This is a genomic window from Streptomyces sp. SID10853, assembly GCF_010548145.1.
In the GTDB taxonomy this organism is placed as follows: Bacteria; Actinomycetota; Actinomycetes; order Streptomycetales; family Streptomycetaceae; genus Streptomyces.
Window position 1 is genome coordinate 1 of the sequence record NZ_JAAGLN010000114.1, and the last position, 21,421, is coordinate 21,421.

A 21,421-nucleotide genomic window follows, 5' to 3' on the forward strand; every position below is an offset into this window, starting at 1 on the left:
AATCTCGCCCCCGCCGCCTCCGCGACCGCCACTCCCACCGCCGCGGCCAGCACGTCCACCGCAGCCTCGACCCCCACCACCGGCGGCTGGAAGCCGCCGGAGCGGCCCCGGCCAAGGACGGTGCCGTCCGCCGCGATGACGGCCACGTCCGTCTTGCTGTTGCCGGCGTCGATCGCCAGCACACCTGCTGTCAGGCCCACGCGAAGTGCTCCCGGTTGTGCGCGATGAGCTGGTCCGTCAGCGCGTCGGCGTACGCGTACTGCCCGATCAGCGGGTGCGCGAGGAGTGCCCGGAAGACCCGGTCACGGCCGCCGCGCAGCGCCGCTTCCAGGGCGAGGTCCTCGTACGCCGTGACGTTCGCGACGAGACCGGCGTACAGCGGGTCGAGCGCGGGCACGGCCAGCGGGGTCGCGCCGTTGCCGTCCACCGCCGCCTGCACCTCGATCACGGCGTCGTCGGGGAGGAACGGCAGGGTCCCGTTGTTGTACGTATTGACGACCTGGTACCGCGATCCGCCCGCCCGTCGCCCGCCACCACCCTTGCCCGAGGCGCCTTCGGCCCCGCTCCGCTCTCCCCCGAGCTCTCCCCCGAGCTCTCCCCCGAGCTCTCCCCCGAGCAGCGACGACGCCAGGTCGACCGCCGCCTCCGAGTAGAAGGCGCCGCCCCGCTCGGCGAGCAGCGCGGGCTTCTCGGCCAGCTTCGGGTCGCCGTACATGGCGAGCAGCTCCTTCTCCATCGCGGCCACCTCGGCGGCCCGCGACGGCTTGCTGCCCAGCTCCCTGACGACCTCGTCGTGCGCGTAGAAGTAGCGCAGGTAGTACGAGGGCACCACGCCGAGCCGGTCCAGCACCGGGCGCGGCAGCCGCAGGTCGCCGGCGATCGCGTCGCCGTGCTCGCCCAGCAGCTTCGGCAGGACGTCCGTGCCTTCCGGGCCGCCGATGCGGACACCCAGCTCCCAGCTGAGGTGGTTGAGCCCGACATGGTCGAGGAACACATCGGACGGCGCGACATCGAGGTGCGCGGCGAACTTCCGCTGGAAGCCGATGGCGACGTTGCAGAGCCCGACGGCCTTGTGCCCGGCCTGGAGCAGCGCCCGGGTGACGATGCCCACCGGGTTGGTGAAGTCGATGATCCAGGCGTCGGGGTTGGTCCGCCGTACGCGCTCGGCGATGTCCAGCACCACCGGCACCGTACGCATGGCCTTGGCCAGGCCGCCCGCGCCCGTCGTCTCCTGCCCGACGCAGCCGCACTCCAGCGGCCAGGTCTCGTCCTGCTGCCGGGCGGCCTGGCCGCCGACGCGCAGCTGGAGCAGGACCGCGTCGGCGCCTTCGACGCCCGCGTCGAGGTCCGACGTCGTCGTGATGACGCCCGGGTGCCCCTGCTTGGCGAAGATCCGCCGGGCCAGGCCGCCCACCAGCTCCAGACGGTCGGCCGCCGGGTCGACGAGCACCAGCTCGGTGACCGGCAGCGTGTCACGCAACCGCGCGAAACCGTCGATGAGTTCGGGCGTGTAGGTGGACCCGCCCCCCACTACTGCGAGCTTCATTTCAGCTAACCCTTCACTCCGGTCAGTGTGACGCCCTCGACGAATGCCTTCTGTGCGAAGAAGAAGACGAGGATCACAGGGGCCATGACCAGCACGGTCGCGGCCATGGTCAGATTCCAGTCGGTATGGTGTGCGCCCTTGAAGGACTCAAGGCCGTAGGAGAGCGTCCAGGCGGCCGGGTTCTCCGAGGTGTAGATCTGCGGGCCGAAGTAGTCGTTCCAGGCGTAGAAGAACTGGAAGAGCGCGACGGCGGCGATCCCCGGTCTGGCCATCGGGACGATGACCTTCAGCAGGGTGCGCAGTTCGCCGCAGCCGTCGACCCTGGCCGCGTCGATGTACTCGTCGGGGATGGTCAGCAGGAACTGCCGCAGCAGGAAGATGGAGAACGCGTCGCCGAACGCCATCGGGATGATCAGCGGCCAGAGCGTCCCCGACAGATCGAGCTGCTTCGCCCAGAACAGGTACATCGGGATGATGACGACCTGCGGCGGCAGCATCATCATCGAGATGACGAGCATCAGCGACAGACGCCGGCCCCGGAAGCGGAACTTGGCGAGGGCGTACGCCACGGGCAGGGACGACACCACGGTCAGTACGGTGCCGAGCCCCGCGTACAGCAGGGTGTTCCGCCACCAGGACAGAAAGCCCGGAGTGTCGAAGACCTTGCGGTAGTTGGACCACTCGAACGTATGCGGCCACAGGTCGCGGGTGAGCGCCTGCTGGTCGCTCATCAGCGAGGTGAGGACCACGAAGACGAACGGCAGCACGAAGAAGAGCGCCGCCGCCACGCCCAGCGCGTGCACGGCGATCCAGTGCAGCAGGGTCCTGCGGCGGGCGGTCCGCTGCGCCCGGTCGGCCCCGAGGGCGGCGGCCGGGCTCCCGGCGGCCTGGGTGAGCTGTGTCATGACGGTCAGTCACCTGCCTGTACGAGCCCGCTGCGGCGCCGCATCAGCAGTGCGGTGAACGCCATGGCCAGGGCGAAGAGGACGAGCGCGACCACACAGGCGGAGCCGTAGTCGAAGCGCTGGAAGCCGAGCGTGTAGACGAGCTGCGGCAGGGTCAGAGTCGATTTGTCGGGGAAGCCGGGCGAGAACTGCTGCCCGGAGCCGCCGATGATCCCCGATGCGACCTTCCCGGCCACCAGGGGCTGGGTGTAGTACTGCATGGCCTGGATGACCCCGGTGACCACGGCGAACATGATGATCGGCGAGATGTTCGGCAGCGTCACGAACCGGAAGCGCTGCACCGCGGACGCGCCGTCCAGCTCCGCCGCCTCGTACTGCTCCTTCGGTACGTCGAGGAGCGCGGCCATGAAGATCACCATCAGGTCGCCGATGCCCCACACCGCCAGCATGGTGAGCGCGGGCTTCGACCAGGTGGCGTCGGTGAACCAGCCGGGCGTCGGCAGCCCGATGTCACCGAGGATCGAATTGACCGGCCCGGTCCCCGGGTTGAGCAGGAAGACGAAGGCCAGCGTCGCGGCCACCGGCGGCGCCAGATACGGCAGATAGAAGAGAGTCCGGAAGATCCCGGCACCCGTCTTGATCTTCGTGATCAGCATCCCGATGCCGAGCCCGAAGACCACCCGGCAGGCGACCATCACGACCACCAGCCAGAGGGTGTTGCGCATCGCGGGCCAGAAGTCCGGGTACTCGGTGAAGACGTACGTCCAGTTCGTCAGGCCGTTGAACGCCGGGGCCTTGAAGCCGTCGTACTTCGTGAAGGAGAAGTAGACGGTCGAGACCAGCGGATAGACGAAGAAGACAGCGAACCCGATGAGCCAGGGCGACATGAAGGCCGCCGTGCGCACCGCCGCCCGGCGGCGCTTCGATCGCGGGGTGTACGTGGTCATGGCGAGGCTACTTCGCCTTCTCGTTGTCCTTGTCGATCTGCGACGCGGTCTTCCGCAGACCGGCCTGCAGATCCTTCGCCCTGCCGGACTCGAAGTCGTAACCGAAGTCCTGGAGGGTCACCTGGTAGGTGCCGCCGTTGACCGACGGGGGAGTGGTGGTGGAGGCCGGGTTCCGCGCGATGTCCAGGAACGTCTTCAGCCGCGGGTCGAACTTCAGCTTCGGCGACTTCAGCGCGGCCAGCGTGGACGGGATGTTGTGGATGTCGTTGGCGAAGTCCACGACCGCGTCGGTGTCGGTGGTGATGTACTTCACGAACTCCCAGGAGGCGTTCTGCTTCTTGCTGGTCGACGCGATACCGGCGATCGTGCCGGTGATGTAGCCCTTGCCGTACGAGGCGGCCTGGTCGTCGGGGACCGGCAGCGGCGCGATGCCGATGTCCACCTTCGACTTGGCGTCCTCGGCCATCCCGAGCCGCCACTCGCCGTCGACCTGCATGGCGACCTGGCCGGTCTGGAAGGGGTGCTTGGCGCCCCACTCGTCACCGAACGTGGCCCGGAACTTCTCCAGCTTGCCGAAGCCGCCCAGCTTCTTCACCAGGCCCTGCTGCCAGCTGAACATCTTCGCGAAGGCGGGGTCCCTGGCCACGTCGGACTTGCCGTCCTTGCCGACGTACGTGGGGCTCCACTGCGCCACCATGTGGCTGGGCGTCGACTCGTAGCCGTGGAAGGTCGGCATGAAGCCGAGCTGCCGGTACGAGCCGCCCTCGGGCTTCGTCAGCTTGACGGCGTCCCGGTCGAACTCGGTCCAGGTCTTCGGCGGCGCGGTGATCCCGGCGGCCTTGAAGGCGGCCTTGTTGTAGTAGAGCGCGTACGCGTCGCTGAGCAGCGGCAGCGTGCAGCGCACCCCGTTGAACTGCGTGTAGTCCTGGAGCGGCTTGGAGAAGGTCCTGTCCAGGTCGATCCCCGACTTCGCGAGGAACGGCTCGAGGTCCGCGAAGGCACCGGACGAGCAGAACTTGCCGACGTTGTCGGTGGTGAAGGAGGAGACGACGTCGGGGGCGTCCGAACCGCCGCCCCGCAGCGCCTGGTTGATCTTGTCGTCGGTCATGTTGCCGACGACCTTCACCTTGATGTTCGGGTGGATCTTCTCGAAGCGGTCGACGTCCGCCTGGATCGCCTTGACCTCGCTCGCGGCGCTCCAGCCGTGCCAGAAGGTGATGGTGGTCCGCGCGTTCACATCGTCGTCGGCGCCGCCCGAACTCTGGCCGGTACAGGCCGAGGCGAGCAGGGACAGGGACGCGGCAGCGACGACGGCCGTGGCCAGTCGGCGGTTTCTGGGCATGACGGAATCTCCCTCTGGCGGATCTGGGGCTGTTGCGGGGTACGCGCGGGGGTGCTGGGAAAGCGAACGGGTGCGGGGGTACGGGAGCAGGGAACGGAGCCGGTGCTCCGCGGGGGTCAGTGCGCCGAGGTGTCGAAGACCTCGTCGCGGGTGGTGGCGAGCGCGCTCTCCAGCGCTCCGCGCAGGACGGGCCGGTCCCGTACGGAGCCGAGGACGAGCCGGGGCCGGGAAGCGGCCAGCTCGGCCAGCTCGCGCTGGACGAGTTCACGCAGCGGTTCGCCGCCCGCGACGAGCAGATCGCCGGAGAGGACCAGGAGTTCGGGGTCGAGCACGGCCACCAGCGAGGCCAGACCGGTGGCCACCGCGGTGGCGAAGACCTCCAGGAGACGGCGGTACGGTCCCGCGCCGGCGCGCGCGGCCTCGCTGATCAGCGCGCTCGCCACCTCGGTGTGCGGACCGCTGCCGATGCCCTCGATGCCCAGCTCCCTGGCCAGCCTGGCCAGCGCCTGGGAGCCGGCGAGCTCCTGGAAGCCGCCCGCGTTCGCCTTGGTCACCTGGCGCACCAGCGGGGCACCGGGCACCGGCATGAAGCCGACCTCGCCCGCGCCGCCGGTGAAGCCGCGGTGCAGCCGGCCACCGAGCACGACGGCGGCGCCGACGCCCTCCTCGTTCCAGAGCAGGACGAAGTCCTCGTGGCCGCGGGCGGCGCCCAGCCGCTGTTCGGCGACTGCGGCCAGATTGACGTCGTTCTCGTACTCGACGGGCATCGGCAGCGCCGCCGCCAGCTCGTCGAGCAGCGTGGGGGAGTGCCAGCCCGGCAGATGGGAGGCGTACCGGAGCCGGCCGGTGTTCGGGTCGAAGGCGCCGGGGGTGCCCACCACGACCCGGCGCAGATCGGCCCGTACCAGTCCAGCGGCCTTCGTGGCGCCGTCCAGGGCGTCGGTGACCTGCCGGACGACGCCCGTGCCGCGTCTGCCGGGGGTCGCGAGGCGGAACTCGCCGACGGTGCGGCCGGTGATGTCGGCGACGGCGGCCCGGATGCGCTGCGGGTTCACATCGATCCCGGCGGCGTGTCCGGCCCCGGCATTGACCGCGTAGAGCTGCGCACTGGGCCCCGGGCGGCCCTCGCTGGTGCCGGTGGCCACCACGAGCCCGGCTGCCTCCAGGCGCGCCAGCAGCTGGGAGGCGGTCGGCTTGGAGAGCCCGGTCAGCTTGCCGATCTTCGTACGGGACAGCGGTCCGTGCTCGAGCAGCAGGTCGAGGGCGGCGCGGTCGTTCATCGCCCGCAGCACGCGCGGGGTTCCTGGAGTCGTGCCACCTGCCATGTCGTACGCTCCTGCCCCTCGCACCACTGTTAGGAAAGTTTCCAATTCAGTGGGAGGAACGTAGGCCGCAGGTCAGCCGGGCGTCAATGGGCTGTTCCGGTCCGGCGGCCAAAGCGTTACCTCGGCAGCCGAAAAGAGCGCCCCGCGTGTCCTGCGGGGCGCTCTTGCGTACGGAGAGTGAACGGCGGGGGGCGGGTCCGGGGCGTCGCCGTGCCGGGCCCGCGGCGGGGCCGCCGCTTCCCGCTACTTCGAGAGGTTCTGCGGCGGGATCGGTGAGGCGGCGAGCGACTGCGGCGATGTCGGGCTGGCCAGCGCGGACGGCGCCGACATGGACGCCGACGAGTCGACCGGCGGCTCCTCGGTGTCGACGGTGACCGGGCCGCCCACGACCAGGATGCCCGCCTCCTCCAGCGCGTTCTTCAGCCGCCAGCGCAGCTCCCGCTCCACGCCCAGGGCCTTGCCCGGCATCGTCTTGGCGGAGACCCTGATGACCATCGAGTCCAGCAGCACGGAGTCCAGGCCCAGGATCTCGACCGGGCCCCAGAGCTGTTCGTTCCACGGCTCGTCCTTGGCCAGATCCTGTCCGACCGCGCTGATCACCTCGCGCAGCCGCTCCAGATTCTCGGTCGGCTTCACCTGGACGTCCACGGCCGCTGTCGCCCAGCCCTGGCTGAGGTTGCCGATCCGCTTGATCTCGCCGTTGCGTACGTACCAGATCGCGCCGTTCTCACCGCGCAGCTTGGTCACCCGCAGCCCGACCTCGATCACCTCGCCGGTCGCGACCCCCGCGTCGATGCTGTCCCCGACGCCGTACTGGTCTTCCATGATCATGAAGACGCCGGAGAGGAAGTCGGTGACCAGATTGCGCGCGCCGAACCCGATCGCGACACCGGCGACACCTGCCGACGCCAGCAGCGGCGCCAGATCGATCTTGAGCGTGGAGAGCACCATCAGTGCCGCGGTGCCCAGGATCACGAAGGACGCCACCGAACGCAGCACCGAACCGATGGCCTCGGAGCGCTGCCGGCGGCGCTCCTGGTTGACCAGCAGACCGCCCAGCGCGGTGCCTTCGACGGCTGTCGCGCTGCGGTTCATGTGCTCTATCAGCCGGGTGAGCGCGCGCCTGACGAGGGCGCGCAGCACGGTGGCGATGACCAGGATCAGGACGATCCGGAGTCCGATCGACAGCCAGGTGGACCAGTTCTGCTGCACCCAGTCGGCTGCATTGGTCGCGGACTTCTGGGCGTCGTCGAGGGTGTCGGCCGTACCGGGCCGAGAGCTGTCACCCGTCGCCAGGGACCGGGCCACGGCATGCACGGCGTTCACAGCGGAAACCTCCAGGGGAAGCAGGCAGAACCTCCACACTAACGGCGCATCACGGCTGCTTCCGCCGTCCCGATCGGCGGAGAGACGTATCCCACGCGGGGGACGGGCTGGAAGGGCACGGCTCCCGTCGGCGGCCGCTGAAGACTGCTGAAAACCGCCGGGAACCGTGCACGAACGCTCTGGAACGGCCAGGTGTGGACGAAAACACTCCGAGCCCGTTACCTGACGTTGGTGGCGCTTCCACCAGGCATGAGGAGAGACTGAGAGCAGATCGTCCCGGCGCGAGCCACGCGCCGCCGGCGTACAAGGAGGCATCCACCGTGCCGCACGTCCTGGTCCTCAACGCGTCGTACGAGCCGCTCGGCGTCGTACCGCTCCGTCGCGCGCTCGTCCTCGTCCTGGAGAACAAAGCGGTCTCCCTGGAGGAATCCGGCGCCTTCATGCACAGTGCCACCCGCATCGTCCCCGCGCCCAGCGTCGTACGGCTGAAGCGGTTCGTGCGGGTCCCCTACCGGGGGCCCGTCCCGCTCACCCGCCGTGCGCTCTTCGCGCGGGACGGCGGCCGCTGTATGTACTGCGGTGGCGTCGCAACCAGCGTCGACCATGTCATTCCGCGCAGCCGCGGCGGACAGCACCGCTGGGACAACGTGGTGGCCGCGTGCCGCCGCTGCAACCACGTCAAGGCCGACCGGCACCTGCTGGAACTGGGCTGGCGCCTGCGCCACCAGCCGGCCCCGCCGAGCGGTCTCGCCTGGCGCATCATCGGAACCGGGCACCGGGACCCGCGCTGGCTGCCGTATCTGCAGCCGTTCGGGGCGGAGGACGCCATGGCGCGGATCGACGGCGTGTCCGCCTGACGGTCCGGGCTGTCTTCTGTGCTGTGTTCCGCCCTGCGGGAGCTGTGCCGCGGGGCGGATGCGGCCATGCGGGTCAGCCGTGCGGATCATCGAGTCGTGCGGGTCATCGGTTCATCACCTCACCAGTTCATGACTTCATGACTTCGTCACGTCTTCACTTTGTCGGGTATGCGTGTTTTCGGTTATCCGGTTCGTCGGTTCGTCGGTTCAGTGGTTCGTCGGGTTGCCCGACCGTCTGCTCAGCAGTCCATCCGCTCACCTGCTGATACACGGTCGGTGCGCCGGAATTGCCCGATCCGGTGGTGGTGTGGACAATTCTTCTGCGGGGAACGGAATGTGACCCGGCGCACGTTGGTGAGACGAATACGGATGGGGCCGCGCCCGCTGGGTAGGGCTTGGGTCCAACCTCGTCGCCGACCTTACGGAGATTCTCGTGGCCGCTTCAGCGCAGCTTCTGCTCTCGGCCCTGTCCAAACCTGTCCCGGAGACCGTTCCGGAGCTCGTGCCGGACCTGATGCCCGACCCCGACGCGAGCACCAGCTCCATGGAGCTGCCGCTGACGAGCGAGCCCCCACTCTCCGATGTCGCACCCCTCACCAGCGAGCCGCCGCTCGCCGACTTCACCCCGTTGACCAGTGAGCCCACCGCATACGGAACGGCTGCCGGGATCTGACCGCAGCCTGAACGGGGAGTCCGCATGAGCCTTGCCAGGCTCGCCGCGCTGCATGGAGTCGCCACCAGCTACGCACCGTCCGATGACGTCACCGTGCCGGTCTCCGACACCACCGTCATCGCTGTCCTCGCCGCGCTCGACGTCGACGCGTCGACACCGGAGGCGGCCGGCGCGGCGCTCGCCCGCCACGAGGCGGCCCTGGCCGACCGGCTGTTGCCACCGACGGTGGTGGCCAGGCCGGGTGAGCGGCCCCCCGTCGTGCGGGACCTCCCGCCGGGCACCCGGCTGCGGATCGAGACCGAGCAGGGCGGCACCCTCGACAAGTGGCAGGAACTGCCGCTCGGCGTGCACCGGTTGCAGGCCGAAGCGGCCGACGGACGCACCGCGCGTGCCGCACTCGTGGTCGCGCCCGACCGGGTGCCGCAGCCCCCGGGCCACAGCCACGGCTTCCTGGTGCAGCTCTACTCCCTGCTGTCCGCGCGCTCCTGGGGCATGGGCGACCTCGGTGACCTCGCCGAGCTGGCCGCCTGGTCGGGGCGGGTGCACGGCGCCGGATTCGTCCAGGTCAATCCGCTGCACGCGGCGGTGCCCGGGACGCCCACCGACCCCTCGCCCTACCGGCCTTCATCCCGGCGCTTCCCCGACCCCGTACATCTGCGGGTCGACGCGGTGCCCGAGTACGCGTACATCGAGGACCGCGGCCATCTGCGCCGGGCCGCCGCGCTGCGCGAAGCCGTGCTCGACGGGGGCGCCCTGATCGACCGGGACGCCGTGTGGGCGCTGAAGAAGGAAGCCCTGGAGCTGGTGTACGAGGTGCCGCTCGGCCCCGGCAGACGCGCCGCCTACGCCGACTACCTCGCCGACCAGGGCCGCCCGCTGGAGGACCACGCCACCTGGTGTGCGCTGGCCGAGCGGCACGGGCCCGACTGGCACACCTGGCCCGCGCCGCTCCGCGACCCCCGCTCGCACGGGACGGCCCGCGCCCGCGCGGCGCTCCAGCACCGTGTCGACTTCCATATGTGGCTGGCCTGGCTGACCGACGGCCAGCTCGCCGACGCCCAGCGCGCCGCCCGTGAGGCCGGCATGGAGACCGGCCTGGTCCACGATCTGGCCGTCGGGGTGCATCCGGACGGCTCGGACGCCTGGGCCCAGCAGGACACCTTCGCGCCGGGGATGTCCGTCGGCGCCCCGCCGGACGCCTTCAACGCCCGCGGCCAGGACTGGGGTCTGCCGCCCTGGCGGCCCGACGCGCTCGCCGCCTCGGGTTACGCGCCCTACCGCGGCCTGCTGAAGGGCATCCTGCGGAACGCGGGCGCGATCCGGATCGACCATGTGATGGGGCTCTTCCGGCTCTGGTGGGTACCGGAAGGCGGCGATCCCACCACTGGAACGTATGTCCGTTATGACGCCGACGCGATGCTGGCGGTCCTCACTCTGGAGGCACACCTCGCGGGCGCGGCCGTCATCGGCGAGGACCTCGGCACGGTCGAGCCGGGCGTCCGTGAATCCCTCTCGCGCCGCGGCGTACTGGGCACTTCGGTGCTCTGGTTCGAGCGCGACTGGAGCGGTACGGGGCGGCCGCTGCCGCCGGAGAGGTGGCGCGAGGAGTGCGTGGCGACCGCGACCACCCACGATCTGCCCTCCACCGCGGCCCGGCTGACCGGCGAACACGTCGAACTCCGCCACCGCCTGGGCCTGCTGACCCGCCCACTGGGCCAGGAACAGGCCGAGGACAAGGCCGAACTCGCGGAGTGGCTCGGCCTGCTCTCCCGGCTCGGGCTGCTGCCCGAGGGCTCGGGCGACGAGGAGGGGGAAGTCCGCGCGGTCCACCGCTTCCTGCTGCGCACCCCGGCCCGGATGACCGGCATCTGGCTGCCGGACGCGGTGGGGGACCGCAGGCCGCAGAACCTCCCCGGCACCTGGGACCAGTACCCCAACTGGCGACTGCCGGTCGCCGACCCGCAGGGCAGGCCCATGACCCTGGAGGAAGTGGCCGCTTCGCCCCGTCTGCACCGCCTGATGGCTGAGTTCCGGCCGCGTACGGCACCCCCGGGCGCGCACACCGTATAGCCGTTCGCTACGTTTGGTCCGTGGACAAGAAGAACGCCGTGCGCGCCGGAGCCGTAGCAGCCGGTACGACGCTGATGATGCTGCTCATGTCGTCCCCCGCGCTCGCGCTGACCCGCGACGACGGCGACGACCCCGGTCCTGGCCTGAGTGTCTTCGACACGATCGGCCTCTTTGTGATCACACCACTCGTGCTGTTCGGGATCATCGCCGGACTGGTGATGGTCCTCGACAAGTCCCGCAAGAAGGCGTGACACCCGCCCTCTTCACCTGAGGTGCCGCGGAGCCGCCCGACCGGCCCCGCGGCATCGCTGCGTTCTGCCCCGCTCCGGGACGGTGCCCCGCCCGGCGGGGGATAGGTTGCGGGCATGACCGAGTGGGACATCCGGAAGCTCCAGATCCTCCGCACCCTGAGCGAGCGGGGCACCGTCACCGCCACCGCCGAGGTGCTCCGGATGACCCCCTCGGCCGTCTCCCAGCAGCTCTCCAACCTGGCCAAGCAGCTCGGCGTACCGCTGCTTGTGGCGCACGGCAGACGGGTCAGACTCACCGACGCGGCCCATCTGGTGCTCCGGCACGCCGAGGCGGTCTTCGCCCAGCTGGAGCGTGCGGACGCCGAACTGGCCGGCTACCTCCAGGGGGAGGCGGGCGAAGTCAGGGTGGGCGCCTTCTCCACCGCCGTCCCCGCCCTGGTGGTCCCCGCGGTGGCCGCGCTGCGCCGCAGCCACCCCGCCGTCGAGGTCCGTATCCGGGAGGCCGAGGCGGCCGAGGCGTACGAGCTGCTCTCGGGCGGCGACGTCGACCTGGCGATCTCCCTCGCCGCCCACGCCCCGACCGCCCGCGACCCGCGCTTCACCCGACTGCCCCTGCTGGCCGACCCGCTGGACGTGGCGCTGCCCGCCGGGCACCCGCTGGCCGCCGCCGAGGGGCTGCGGCTCGCTGACCTCTCCGGCGAGGCATGGATCTTCGGCGGCAGCGGCCCCTGGTCGGAGATCACCACGGCGGCCTGCGAGGCCGCCGGTTTCGTCCCCGAGCAGGCGCACAGCGCGGCCGGCTGGACGGCGATCCTGGCCATGGTGGAGGCGGAGATGGGGGTCGCGCTCGTGCCCAGGATGGCGGTGGGCGGGGAGCGCCGTCCCGGGGTGGTGACCCGGGTGCTCAGCGCCGACCAGCCGCAGCGCCATGTGATCGCCGCGGTTCGGCGCGGGGCCGAAGGGGGCACCGCGGTCGGCCGGGTGCTGGACGCGCTCCGCGAGGTCGCGGGGGACCGGGGCGGCCACCCGTAGCATCGTTCAGTTTTGCTGAATGGATTCTGTGGAAACTTTCGATGGACGTGATCGATGGTTCTGGGTGAGAGTCGGAGCATGACTTCCACCGATGCAGCGAGCTCCCAGGACCCCCACGCCAACGACGCGGCCCCGTACGGCGGCGGCGACCCGTACGCCGACTACCGCTCGGGGGACCACGCCTTCACCGAGCTGGTCGACCTGGCCGACCGCCGCCTCGGTGCGGGTGTCGTCGCCGCCAATGACGAGTTCTTCGCCGAGCGCGAGAACCTGCTCGTCCGTGAGCGCGCCGTCTTCGACCCCGAGCACTTCGGTCACAAGGGCAAGATCATGGACGGCTGGGAGACCCGCCGCCGGCGCGGTGCGTCCGCCGAGACGCCCTTCCCGACCCCCGACGACCACGACTGGGCGCTCGTCCGGCTCGGTGCCCCCGGCATCATCCGCGGCATCATCGTGGACACCGCCCACTTCCGCGGCAACTACCCGCAGCAGATATCGGTCCAGGGCGCCACGGTGGAAGGCTCCCCGAGCCCCGACGAGCTGCTCGCCGACGACGTGAAGTGGGAGGAGATCGTCCCGCGGTCCCCCGTGCTCGGCCACGCGGCCAACGCCTTCGAGATCACCGGCGACCGCGTCTACACCCACGTCAGGCTCTGCCAGCACCCCGACGGCGGCGTCGCCCGCCTCCGCGTCCACGGCGAGGTCGTCCCCGACCCCGAGTGGCTCGGCCTGCTCTCCACGGTCGACCTGGCATCGGTGCTCAACGGCGCCGCGTACGAGGACGCTTCGGACCGCTTCTACTCGTCGCCGACCCAGATCATCCTGCCCGGCACCTCCCGCAAGATGGACGACGGCTGGGAGAACCGCCGCCGCCGCGTCCGCGACACCAACGACTGGGTGCGGTTCCGGCTGGCCGCCCAGGGCGCCGTCCGCGCCGTGGAGATCGACACGGCCTACCTCAAGGGCAACGCCGCCGGCTGGATCGCGCTGAGCGGCCGCGACGGCGAGTCGGGCGAGTGGTTCGAGATCATCCCGCGCACCAAGCTCCAGCCCGACACCCTGCACCGCTTCAAGCTCGCCGCCGAGTCGGTCGTCACGCACGTACGCCTCGACACCTTCCCGGACGGCGGTGTGGCGCGGATGCGCCTGCACGGCACGTTCACCGAGGCGGGCACGGCGGAGCTGCGCCGCCGGTACAACGGGTCCTGACCCGCACGCACCGCTGACACCTCTGTCCGGAGGCCGGGGGGAAACCCGCACAGAGGGAAGGGGCGGGGTGGTTCGAGGTCCTGCCGGGCCCCGAACCACCCCGCCCCGCACTCATTCCTAGGCGCGCGCCGCGGCCGCGTCCGCCGCCTGGGCCCTGAGCGCCCGCTCCACGCCCGAGCGCGACTCGGACACCAGCCGCCGCAGCGCGGCGGTCGGCCCGGCGGACTCCAGCCAGGCGTCCGTCGCGTCCAGCGTCTCCTGCGACACCTGGAGCGCCGGGTACAGGCCGACCGCGACCTGCTGGGCCATCTCGTGGCTGCGGGACTCCCAGACACCCTTGACCGCGGCGAAGTACTTCTCCGTGTACGGAGCGAGCACCTCGTGCTGGTCGGTCTGGACGAAGCCGCCGATCACCGCTTCCTGCACGGCGTTGGGGAGCTGGTCCGACTCCACGACCGAAGCCCACGCCTCCGCCTTGGCGGCCTCCGTCGGCCGCGCGGCCCGCGCGCTCGCCGCGTGCCGCTCACCCGCCGACGTCCGGTCACGCTGCAGCTCGGCCGTGATCTCCTCCTCGTCGAACCGGCCGACAGCGGCCAGCCGGTGCACGAACGCCCAGCGCAGCTCGGTGTCGACGGCCAGACCCTCGATCGACTCCTCGCCCTCCAGCAGCGCGCCCAGCAGATCGAGCTGGAGCGGGGTGCGCGCCGTCGTGGCGAAGGCGCGGGCCCACGCCAGCTGGTGGTCGCTGCCCGCTTCGGCGGCCCGCAGGTGCGCCAGCGTCGCCTCGGTCCACTGGCTCAGCCCCGCCTCGCGCCAGGCCGGGTCCGCGTACAGGTCGAGCGCCAGCTTCACCTGACGGTGCAGCGACTGCACCACGCCGATGTCCGACTCCTTGGAGATGCCCGAGAGGACAAGCGCCAGGTAGTCACGGGTGGCCAGCTCGCCGTCGCGCGTCATGTCCCAGGCGGAGGCCCAGGACAGGGCGCGCGGCAGCGACTCGGCGAAGTCGCCGAGGTGCTCGGTGACGACGCGCAGCGACTCCTCGTCGAGGCGCACCTTCGCGTACGACAGGTCGTCGTCGTTGAGGAGGATCACCGCGGGGCGCGGGGTGTCCTGCGGGAACGGCACCTCGGTGCGCTCACCCTCGACGTCCAGCTCGATGCGGTTCGTACGGACGAGCCTGCCGTCCTCGTCCAGGTCGTAGCAGCCGATCGCGATGCGGTGCGGGCGCAGCGTCGGCTCGCCCTTGGCGCCGGCGGGCAGCTCGGGGGCCTCCTGGCGCACGGCGAAGGAGGTGATGTGGCCGGCGCCGTCGACCTCGATCTCCGGGCGCAGGATGTTGATCCCCGCGGTCTCCAGCCACGCCTTCGACCACGCCTTCAGATCGCGCCCCGAGGTCTTCTCCAGCGCGCCCAGCAGGTCCGTGAGGCGGGTGTTGCCGAAGGCGTGCTCCTTGAAGTACGCCTGCACGCCCTGGAAGAACTCGTCCATGCCGACATAGGCGACGAGCTGCTTGAGGACGGACGCGCCCTTGGCGTACGTGATGCCGTCGAAGTTGACCAGGACGTCGTCCAGGTCGGTGATGTCGGCCATGATCGGGTGCGTGGACGGCAGCTGGTCCTGGCGGTAGGCCCAGGTCTTCATGGAGTTGGCGAAGGTCGTCCACGAGTGCGGCCACCGGGACCCGTCCGCGTACGCCTGGCAGGCGATCGAGGTGTACGTGGCGAACGACTCGTTGAGCCAGAGGTCGTTCCACCACTCCATCGTGACCAGGTCGCCGAACCACATGTGCGCCAGCTCGTGCAGGATCGTCTCGGCGCGTGTCTCGTACGCGGCGTCGGTGACCTTGGAGCGGAAGACGTACTGGTCGCGAATGGTCACCGCGCCTGCGTTCTCCATGGCGCCCGCGTTGAACTCCGGCACGAAGAGCTGGTCGTACTTGGCGAACGGGTACGCGTAGTCGAACTTCTCCTGGAACCAGTCGAAGCCCTGCCGGGTGACGTCGAAGATCGCGTCCGAGTCGAGGAACTCGGCCAGCGACGGACGGCAGTAGATCCCGAGCGGGACGGACACGCCGTCCTTCTCGTAGCTGCTGTGCACCGAGTGGTACGGACCGACGATGAGCGCCGTGATGTACGTCGAGATGCGCGGCGTCGCCTCGAACTCCCAGACGTGGTCGTGCGGTTCGGGCGTCGGCGAGTTGGAGATCACGGTCCAGCCCTCGGGGGCCTTCACGGTGAACTGGAAGGTCGCCTTCAGGTCGGGCTGCTCGAAGTTGGCGAAGACCCGCCGTGCGTCGGCGACCTCGAACTGGGTGTACAGATAAGCCTGGTCGTCGACCGGGTCGACGAAGCGGTGCAGGCCCTCACCGGTGTTGGTGTACGCGCAGTCCGCGACGACCCGCAGCTCGTTCTCCCCGGCGAGCAGCCCGGAGAGCGCGATGCGCGAGTCCTTGAACACGGCGTCGGTGTCCAGGGGCGTGCCGTTCAGGACGGCCTCGTGGACGGCCGGCGCGATGAGGTCGATGAAGGTATCGGCCCCGGCCTCCGCGCTCCGGAAGCGCACCGTGGTCACGGACCGGTAGGTGCCTCCCTCCTGCGCGCCGCTGAGGTCGAGGTCGATCCCGTACGAATCGACGGTGAGCAGGCTCGCACGCTGCCGTGCCTCTTCGCGGGTCAGATTTGTGCCGGGCACCCGGGTCATCTCCTCGGTATGTGACGTTTCCGCTCATCCTTCCACGCCCCGCGGCGAACGAGTGGGCCGGATCGGGCGGATACGACGGAGCGCACAGTCCGGCGGCTCCGGCGGGGCGGGGGCTGCGGGCTGTGCGCTCACTGTGGGGCCCGTACGGCCCCGGGAAGTGCTGCGGTGGGCTCAGGCGCTGAGCTCCGCCGCCACCAGCTCCGCGATCTGGACGGCGTTCAGCGCGGCGCCCTTGCGGAGGTTGTCGTTCGAGACGAAGAGGGCCAGGCCGTTCTCCACGGTCTCGTCGTTGCGGATACGGCCCACGTACGACGGGTCGGTACCGGCGGCCTGCAGGGGGGTGGGGATCTCGGAGATCTCCACGCCGGGGGCCGCCTTCAGCAGCTCGTAGGCGCGCTCCACCGTGAGGGGGCGGGCGAAGCGGGCGTTGATCTGGAGGGAGTGACCGGAGAAGACCGGGACCCGGACGCAGGTGCCGGATACCTTCAGCTCCGGGATCTCCAGGATCTTGCGGGACTCGTTGCGGAGCTTCTGCTCCTCGTCCGTCTCGTACGAGCCGTCGTCGACGATCGAGCCGGCCAGCGGCAGCACGTTGAAGGCGATGGGGCGCTTGTAGACGCCGGGCTCGGGGAAGTCCACAGCGCCGCCGTCGTGGGTCAGCCGGTCGGCGTCGGGGACGACCTTGGCCGCCTGGTCGTGCAGCTCGGCGACACCGGCCACACCCGAGCCGGACACGGCCTGGTAGGTGGCGACGGTCAGCGCTTCGAGACCGGCCTCGTCGTGCAGCGGGCGCAGCACCGGCATCGCGGCCATCGTCGTGCAGTTCGGGTTGGCGATGATGCCCTTGGGGCGGTCGGCGATGGCGTGCGGGTTGACCTCGGAGACCACCAGGGGGACCTCGGGGTCGCGGCGCCAGGCGGAGGAGTTGTCGATCACGACGGGGCCCTGCGCCGCGACCTTCTCGGCGAGCGCCTTGGAGGTGGCGCCACCGGCCGAGAAGAGCACGATGTCAAGCCCGGAGTAGTCGGCCGTGGCCGCGTCCTCGACGGTGACGCCCTTGCTCTGCCAGGCGAGGGTGGTGCCCGCGGAGCGCACGGAGGCGAACAGCCGCAGCTCGTCGACCGGGAACTCCCGCTCAGCGAGGATCTTGCGCATGACTGTGCCGACCTGACCGGTGGCTCCGACGATTCCGACCCTCACGGTGACTCCTCCGTACTCACTGCGCACCTGCTGCGCGTCATTGCTGGCCATGGCGGCCTCGGCTGGGCCGCACCATCATGCGTACGACCTGCGGCGCCTTGTCCACTCCATTGTCCGGGGAACGGACAGCGGGGCGGGCGCCGATCCTGGCGCCTGCCCCGCTCCCCTGTTGTTCACACCTTATTCCGCACGGTTACGGCGTTTCGCACAGTTACGGTGTGACCTTCGCGATCCGGACGCTGCCCGTCCCCGCGACCGTGCCGCGGGCGTTCAGCAGCTGCACCTGGCCGAAGAGCTCACGCCCGGCGGGCGCGGGTCCCGCGGCGACGATCCGGGCACCGAGCTTCGCCGAAGCCCGGGTGGCGAGCTTCACAGCCTTCGACGCGTCGGCCTCGACCGAACCGAGCGACGGCGCGAAGTACACATCGCGGTAGCTGTACGTCGTCGACCCGGCCGGGACCGCGTAGGCGTCCACCTCGACCGTGTACGTGCCGGCGGCCGGCTTCAGCAGGCTGACCGACTCGTCGGAGCCGCCGGCCGCGGACGAGCCGACCTGGGCGCCGTCCCGGTAGACGTAGAGGTCCAGGTCGGCGCCGGTGTCCGAGGTCCCGCCGATGGAGACGTCGAACCGGTCGACGCCCTCGGGGACGGTGACCGTGGTGGTCCTGCTCTGCCCCTCCCCGACCGTCGGGGTGGCCTCGTCGGACGAGCCGAGCGGGCCGCCCTTCAGCGTGCCGTCGATGGCGGCGTAGCCGTTGCGGACCGTCCACTCGACGGGCGCCGGAGTGCCGGCCTTCGCCTCGGGGAGGGTCCGGACGGCCGGGTCGAAGGCGGCGCCCAGCAGCGCCACATCCAGCTTGAACGGGTTGTCGAGGTACGGCGACGTACGGCGGGCCTCCACCTCGATCTCCCAGACTCCGGGCGCCGGGTCCGGGTAGGACCGCAGATCCGGCCGGCAGGTGTTGGCCGGGTTGTCGTAGTTCGGGTAGCAGCTGGGCGTCGATGTGTCGTCCACCGGCACCCCGTACGGGTGGATGGAGATGAACCGGGTCTGGCTGCCCGACCGCAGCGCGCTCATCCCGACTTCAAGGGCCTTGGCGCCTTCCGGCACCGTCAGGAAGTACGACTCGGTGCCGTTGCGCTGCACCGAGCCCGACTGCTTGACGGTGTACGCGGGCTCGGCGAGCGGCTTCGAGACGATCACGGTGGCCATGATCTGCCGGTCGGTGCCCGCCGTCCCCGGGTCGTCCAGCTGGAGGATGGCGCTGTGCGCACCCGCCGAAGCGGGCTTCGCGCGGACGGTCACGGTCACCGCACGGCCGAGCGGCAGGGACACCCGCGCCGGGCCGGCCAGCGAGAACGTGCCGTCGTTGTTCCGGAAGGACAGCCGGTGCGCGACGGCCCGGTCGGGCCCGGTGGTGCGCACGACGCTCACCTTGTACGTCTTCTGCTGCCCGGCCCTGAGACCGCCCTCGCGGTCGTAGATGCCGGTGCCGTGGCCGGGGGTCTTCAGAGCGTCGTCGATCGCGGTGTCGACCGGCGCCTTGACGGTGTACTCGTGCGCGGCGCCCTGCCGGGAGTCCGCGGCCTTTCTGATGGTCTTCCAGGCGCCGACGATATTGATCAGGCCCGCGCCCTCGGCGTGCGCCGGGACGCCCTTGATGTGGGTGGCGGTGCTGGTCAGCGCGGTCCGCAGATCGGCCGGGGGCAGCTCGATGTGCTGCTGCTTCGCGGCCGAGAGGAGCAGCGCGCTCGCACCGGCGGCCTGCGGGGCGGCCATCGAGGTGCCCTGGAGCATCGAGTATCCGGCGGGCAGCGGGTAACCCGCCTCCTTCACCGGGGCGCCGGGCAGCCAGGTCTGGGTGGAGTTGACGGCGGCGCCCGGCGCGGAGAGCGTCGGTGTGAAGCCGCCGTCCTCACGCGGCCCGCGCGAGGAGAACGGCATCATGTCGTTCTTCTTCGTCACACCGGATCCGTAGTCGGCTGCCCAGGTCTCCTTGGAGATGGTCGCGCCGACGGAGATCACATGGTCGGCGAGGCCGGGGTCGCCGATGGTGTTCACACCGGGGCCCTCGTTGCCGGCCGAGATGACGAGTTGGACGCCGTAGGTGTCGATGAGCCGCTTGTACAGCTCGTCGCGCGCGTTGTTGCCGTCGTTGAGCGGGGGCAGCCCGCCGATCGACATGTTCACGATGTCCACGCCGCGGTTGACGACCAGGTCCATCATGCCTTCGGTGAGGGCGACGTTGGTGCAGCCGCCGCTCCAGGTGCAGGCGCGCGAGGAGACGATCTTCGCGCCGGGCGCCGCGCCGTTCATCGCGCCGCCGAACAGGCCGTTCGCCGCGGTGATGCCCGCGACATGGGTGGCGTGCTCGCCCTGGATGACACCGATGCTGACGTAGTCCGATGTGTCGCCCGCCGCGTCGTAGACGACGTTCTTCCGGCTCTCGACCACGAAGGGGACCCGCTCGGCCACCTCGGTCTTGGGATCGTCCTTGCCGAAGTAGCCGATCTGGAACGTGTCCTTGTACGGCTTCATCGCGGTGTCGTCGGTGAAGTCCCCGTCGCCGTCGAGGTCCACCCGCACGGTCCCGGCGGCCGGGTCGTACAGCACGCCCCACACGTCGGTGGTGTCGCCGTCCCGGTTGAGGTCGCCCGCCTCGTCGCCGCCGGTGGTGACCTTCTCGGCGAAGGTCTGGAAGCGGTACGAACCGGCCGGGGCCTTCCAGGTACGGCCGGCGGCGGTGAAGGACGGGCCCTTGACGGCGGTGTTCATCCGCAGCCAGGTGCCGTCACCGTCGGCGACCGGATCCGTCGCGGTCACCCAGTCGACGATCTTCCGCTCGCCGGTGGTGGTCCTGCGCAGCGCCGGGTGGCCCAGGTCGACCCCGGAGTCGAGGATGCCGATGGTCACCCCCCGGCCGTCGGACTTCGGGTGCTGCCGCACGAAGTCGACCGCGCCCGTCTCGAAGGACGGGTTGTACGGGTTCCTGGCCGGGGTCTTCCGGCCAGGAGCGGCGTACGGTCCTGCCGACGCCCTGGACTTCGCGCCCTTCGCGGTGTCACCGGCCGGGGTCGGGTCGTCCAGCTCGATCTCCTGCTTGAGGTCGATGCCATGGACGGAGGACAGCTTCCCGGCCGCCTCGATGGCCGAACCCGCCCTGGGCGTCGGCAGGGTGGCCCGTACGTACCCCAGCCTGTCGTCGGCCCTGCCGACGATCGCACCGGGTACGGCGTCGAACTGCTTGCGCACCTGGCCGGTCGCGCCCGGGGCGGTCGCCACCATGACGGTGACCGACTTGGTGCCGTCCTGCTCGGCCCGGCCGAGCAGCTGGGCGTCGGACGCGCCGAGCTTGTCCGCGGCGGAATCGGCGGGCTTCACGGTCTTCACCCCCGGGGGCGTGGGCCGGTCCTGACCCGCGGCGGCGACCGCAGGCGCGGCGCCTGCCGCGGCGAGGGCGAGCACCACGCCCGCGGCGGACACGACCCGCGCCGCGCGTCTCGCCCGGGTTATGGAGCTGGGGAATTCGAGGCTCATCTGCATCCCTGGTATGTGGAAGGAAAGGTCCGGAATCCGGAGCCTGATGACCGGATCTTTACCTAAATGACTCTCTCTTGGGGAGAGTTGTCCGTCCGGTGGATGTTCCTTGGCGGCCTTCCGCCATACGCCACCCCGGCCATAGCGGGACGGAAGCGCTCAACTCCGGTCCGCCGGGCCGTGCGCCCGGCCGTGCCCCTGTCCTGTGGGCCGCGAGTGATCCCTGTGCGGTGATCGGTGTTGCCTGTTGCGGCCTCGTTCACGCACAGGTCATGCCCGCTGCCAACCATCCGGAGGAGCGGGGAAACCAGCCCCGCTCCGCTTGCAGACGCGTTCGCACCCGGGGAGACCGAGCCATGTCACGTATGCGTTCCGCCGCCCGCACCCTCGACCGCCGCACTCTTCTCGCCGCCGCGGGCGCCGCAGCCGTAGCCGCCGGTGTCGGCACGGCCGTCGGGACCGGCGGCGGCGCTTCCGCCGCACCCGCACCCGCACCG

At 70.7% G+C, this 21,421-nt stretch carries 15 protein-coding genes and 1 pseudogene; 6 read left to right on the plus strand and 10 right to left on the minus strand.

Translation table 11 applies throughout. The features are described from left to right. The 7 genes and pseudogenes from G3I19_RS21085 to G3I19_RS21115 all read right to left on the minus strand — a co-directional run. Positions 1–200 (minus strand): annotated as a pseudogene (locus tag G3I19_RS21085) (ATPase); the annotation flags it as partial. Next, on the minus strand, positions 191–1,546 hold the full coding sequence (locus tag G3I19_RS21090; RefSeq protein WP_164265234.1) for a 6-phospho-beta-glucosidase: 1,356 nt from the start codon (positions 1,544–1,546) through the stop codon (positions 191–193). The pseudogene G3I19_RS21085 and the gene G3I19_RS21090, both read right to left, overlap by 10 nt. A 5-nt stretch (positions 1,547–1,551) precedes the next feature. Then, positions 1,552–2,451, minus strand: coding sequence for a carbohydrate ABC transporter permease (locus G3I19_RS21095; RefSeq protein WP_164265235.1), 900 nt, complete (start codon positions 2,449–2,451; stop codon positions 1,552–1,554). Positions 2,452–2,456: 5 nt separating this feature from the next. Then, entirely contained in the window at positions 2,457–3,398 is a 942-nt protein-coding gene (locus G3I19_RS21100; RefSeq protein WP_164265236.1) for a sugar ABC transporter permease, read from the minus strand. Positions 3,399–3,405: 7 nt separating this feature from the next. Then, complete coding sequence (locus G3I19_RS21105) at positions 3,406–4,740, minus strand: ABC transporter substrate-binding protein (protein WP_164265237.1); 1,335 nt, start codon at positions 4,738–4,740, stop codon at positions 3,406–3,408. A gap of 116 nt (positions 4,741–4,856) precedes the next feature. Next, entirely contained in the window at positions 4,857–6,065 is a 1,209-nt protein-coding gene (locus tag G3I19_RS21110) for an ROK family transcriptional regulator (RefSeq protein WP_164265238.1), read from the minus strand. Between the two features lie 243 nt (positions 6,066–6,308). Continuing rightward, positions 6,309–7,382, minus strand: coding sequence for a mechanosensitive ion channel family protein (locus G3I19_RS21115; RefSeq protein ID WP_343235163.1), 1,074 nt, complete (start codon positions 7,380–7,382; stop codon positions 6,309–6,311). Between the two features lie 329 nt (positions 7,383–7,711). On the opposite strand from G3I19_RS21115, the gene G3I19_RS21120 reads away from it, so the two are divergent. The 6 genes from G3I19_RS21120 to alc all read left to right on the plus strand — a co-directional run bounded on the left by G3I19_RS21120 (position 7,712) and on the right by alc (position 13,483). After that, positions 7,712–8,248: an HNH endonuclease gene (locus tag G3I19_RS21120; RefSeq protein WP_164265239.1), complete on the plus strand. Its 537-nt coding sequence runs from the start codon at positions 7,712–7,714 to the stop codon at positions 8,246–8,248. 433 nt (positions 8,249–8,681) lie between these two features. Beyond that, positions 8,682–8,921, plus strand: a complete 240-nt coding sequence (locus tag G3I19_RS21125) for a hypothetical protein (RefSeq protein WP_164265240.1) — start codon at positions 8,682–8,684, stop codon at positions 8,919–8,921. Positions 8,922–8,945: 24 nt separating this feature from the next. After that, positions 8,946–10,991 (plus strand): 4-alpha-glucanotransferase, encoded by a 2,046-nt coding sequence (gene malQ, locus G3I19_RS21130; protein WP_164265241.1) that lies wholly within the window; start codon positions 8,946–8,948, stop codon positions 10,989–10,991. Positions 10,992–11,011: 20 nt separating this feature from the next. Next, positions 11,012–11,242, plus strand: a complete 231-nt coding sequence (locus G3I19_RS21135) for a hypothetical protein (RefSeq protein ID WP_164265242.1) — start codon at positions 11,012–11,014, stop codon at positions 11,240–11,242. 114 nt (positions 11,243–11,356) lie between these two features. Further along, the gene (locus G3I19_RS21140) at positions 11,357–12,274 is read left to right on the plus strand and encodes a LysR family transcriptional regulator (RefSeq protein WP_164265243.1); all 918 of its coding nucleotides are present in this window, start codon (positions 11,357–11,359) and stop codon (positions 12,272–12,274) included. 78 nt (positions 12,275–12,352) lie between these two features. Continuing rightward, on the plus strand, positions 12,353–13,483 hold the full coding sequence (gene alc, locus G3I19_RS21145) for an allantoicase (RefSeq protein WP_164265244.1): 1,131 nt from the start codon (positions 12,353–12,355) through the stop codon (positions 13,481–13,483). Between the two features lie 117 nt (positions 13,484–13,600). On the opposite strand, the gene pepN is transcribed toward alc, so the two are convergent. From pepN to G3I19_RS21160, 3 genes are all read right to left on the minus strand, one after another. Then, positions 13,601–16,177: an aminopeptidase N gene (gene pepN / locus G3I19_RS21150; protein WP_164265245.1), complete on the minus strand. Its 2,577-nt coding sequence runs from the start codon at positions 16,175–16,177 to the stop codon at positions 13,601–13,603. Positions 16,178–16,357: 180 nt separating this feature from the next. Then, a complete protein-coding gene (locus tag G3I19_RS21155; RefSeq protein WP_164265246.1) occupies positions 16,358–17,386 on the minus strand; it encodes an aspartate-semialdehyde dehydrogenase in 1,029 nt (342 codons plus the stop codon). Positions 17,387–17,597: 211 nt separating this feature from the next. After that, positions 17,598–20,930, minus strand: coding sequence for a S8 family serine peptidase (locus G3I19_RS21160; RefSeq protein WP_203599836.1), 3,333 nt, complete (start codon positions 20,928–20,930; stop codon positions 17,598–17,600). Between the last annotated feature and the right edge of the window lie 491 nt (positions 20,931–21,421).

Bases quoted from the DNA above. Each gene is read 5' to 3' on its own strand.
- G3I19_RS21140 (WP_164265243.1), top strand. From the start codon at position 11,357: ATGACCGAGTGGGACATCCGGAAGCTCCAGATCCTCCGCACCCTGAGC.
- G3I19_RS21090 (WP_164265234.1), bottom strand. From the start codon at position 1,546: ATGAAGCTCGCAGTAGTGGGGGGCGGGTCCACCTACACGCCCGAACTC.
- G3I19_RS21105 (WP_164265237.1), bottom strand. From the start codon at position 4,740: ATGCCCAGAAACCGCCGACTGGCCACGGCCGTCGTCGCTGCCGCGTCC.
- alc (WP_164265244.1), top strand. From the start codon at position 12,353: ATGACTTCCACCGATGCAGCGAGCTCCCAGGACCCCCACGCCAACGAC.
- G3I19_RS21110 (WP_164265238.1), bottom strand. From the start codon at position 6,065: ATGGCAGGTGGCACGACTCCAGGAACCCCGCGCGTGCTGCGGGCGATG.
- G3I19_RS21100 (WP_164265236.1), bottom strand. From the start codon at position 3,398: ATGACCACGTACACCCCGCGATCGAAGCGCCGCCGGGCGGCGGTGCGC.
- G3I19_RS21095 (WP_164265235.1), bottom strand. From the start codon at position 2,451: ATGACACAGCTCACCCAGGCCGCCGGGAGCCCGGCCGCCGCCCTCGGG.
- malQ (WP_164265241.1), top strand. From the start codon at position 8,946: ATGAGCCTTGCCAGGCTCGCCGCGCTGCATGGAGTCGCCACCAGCTAC.
- G3I19_RS21160 (WP_203599836.1), bottom strand. From the start codon at position 20,930: ATGCAGATGAGCCTCGAATTCCCCAGCTCCATAACCCGGGCGAGACGC.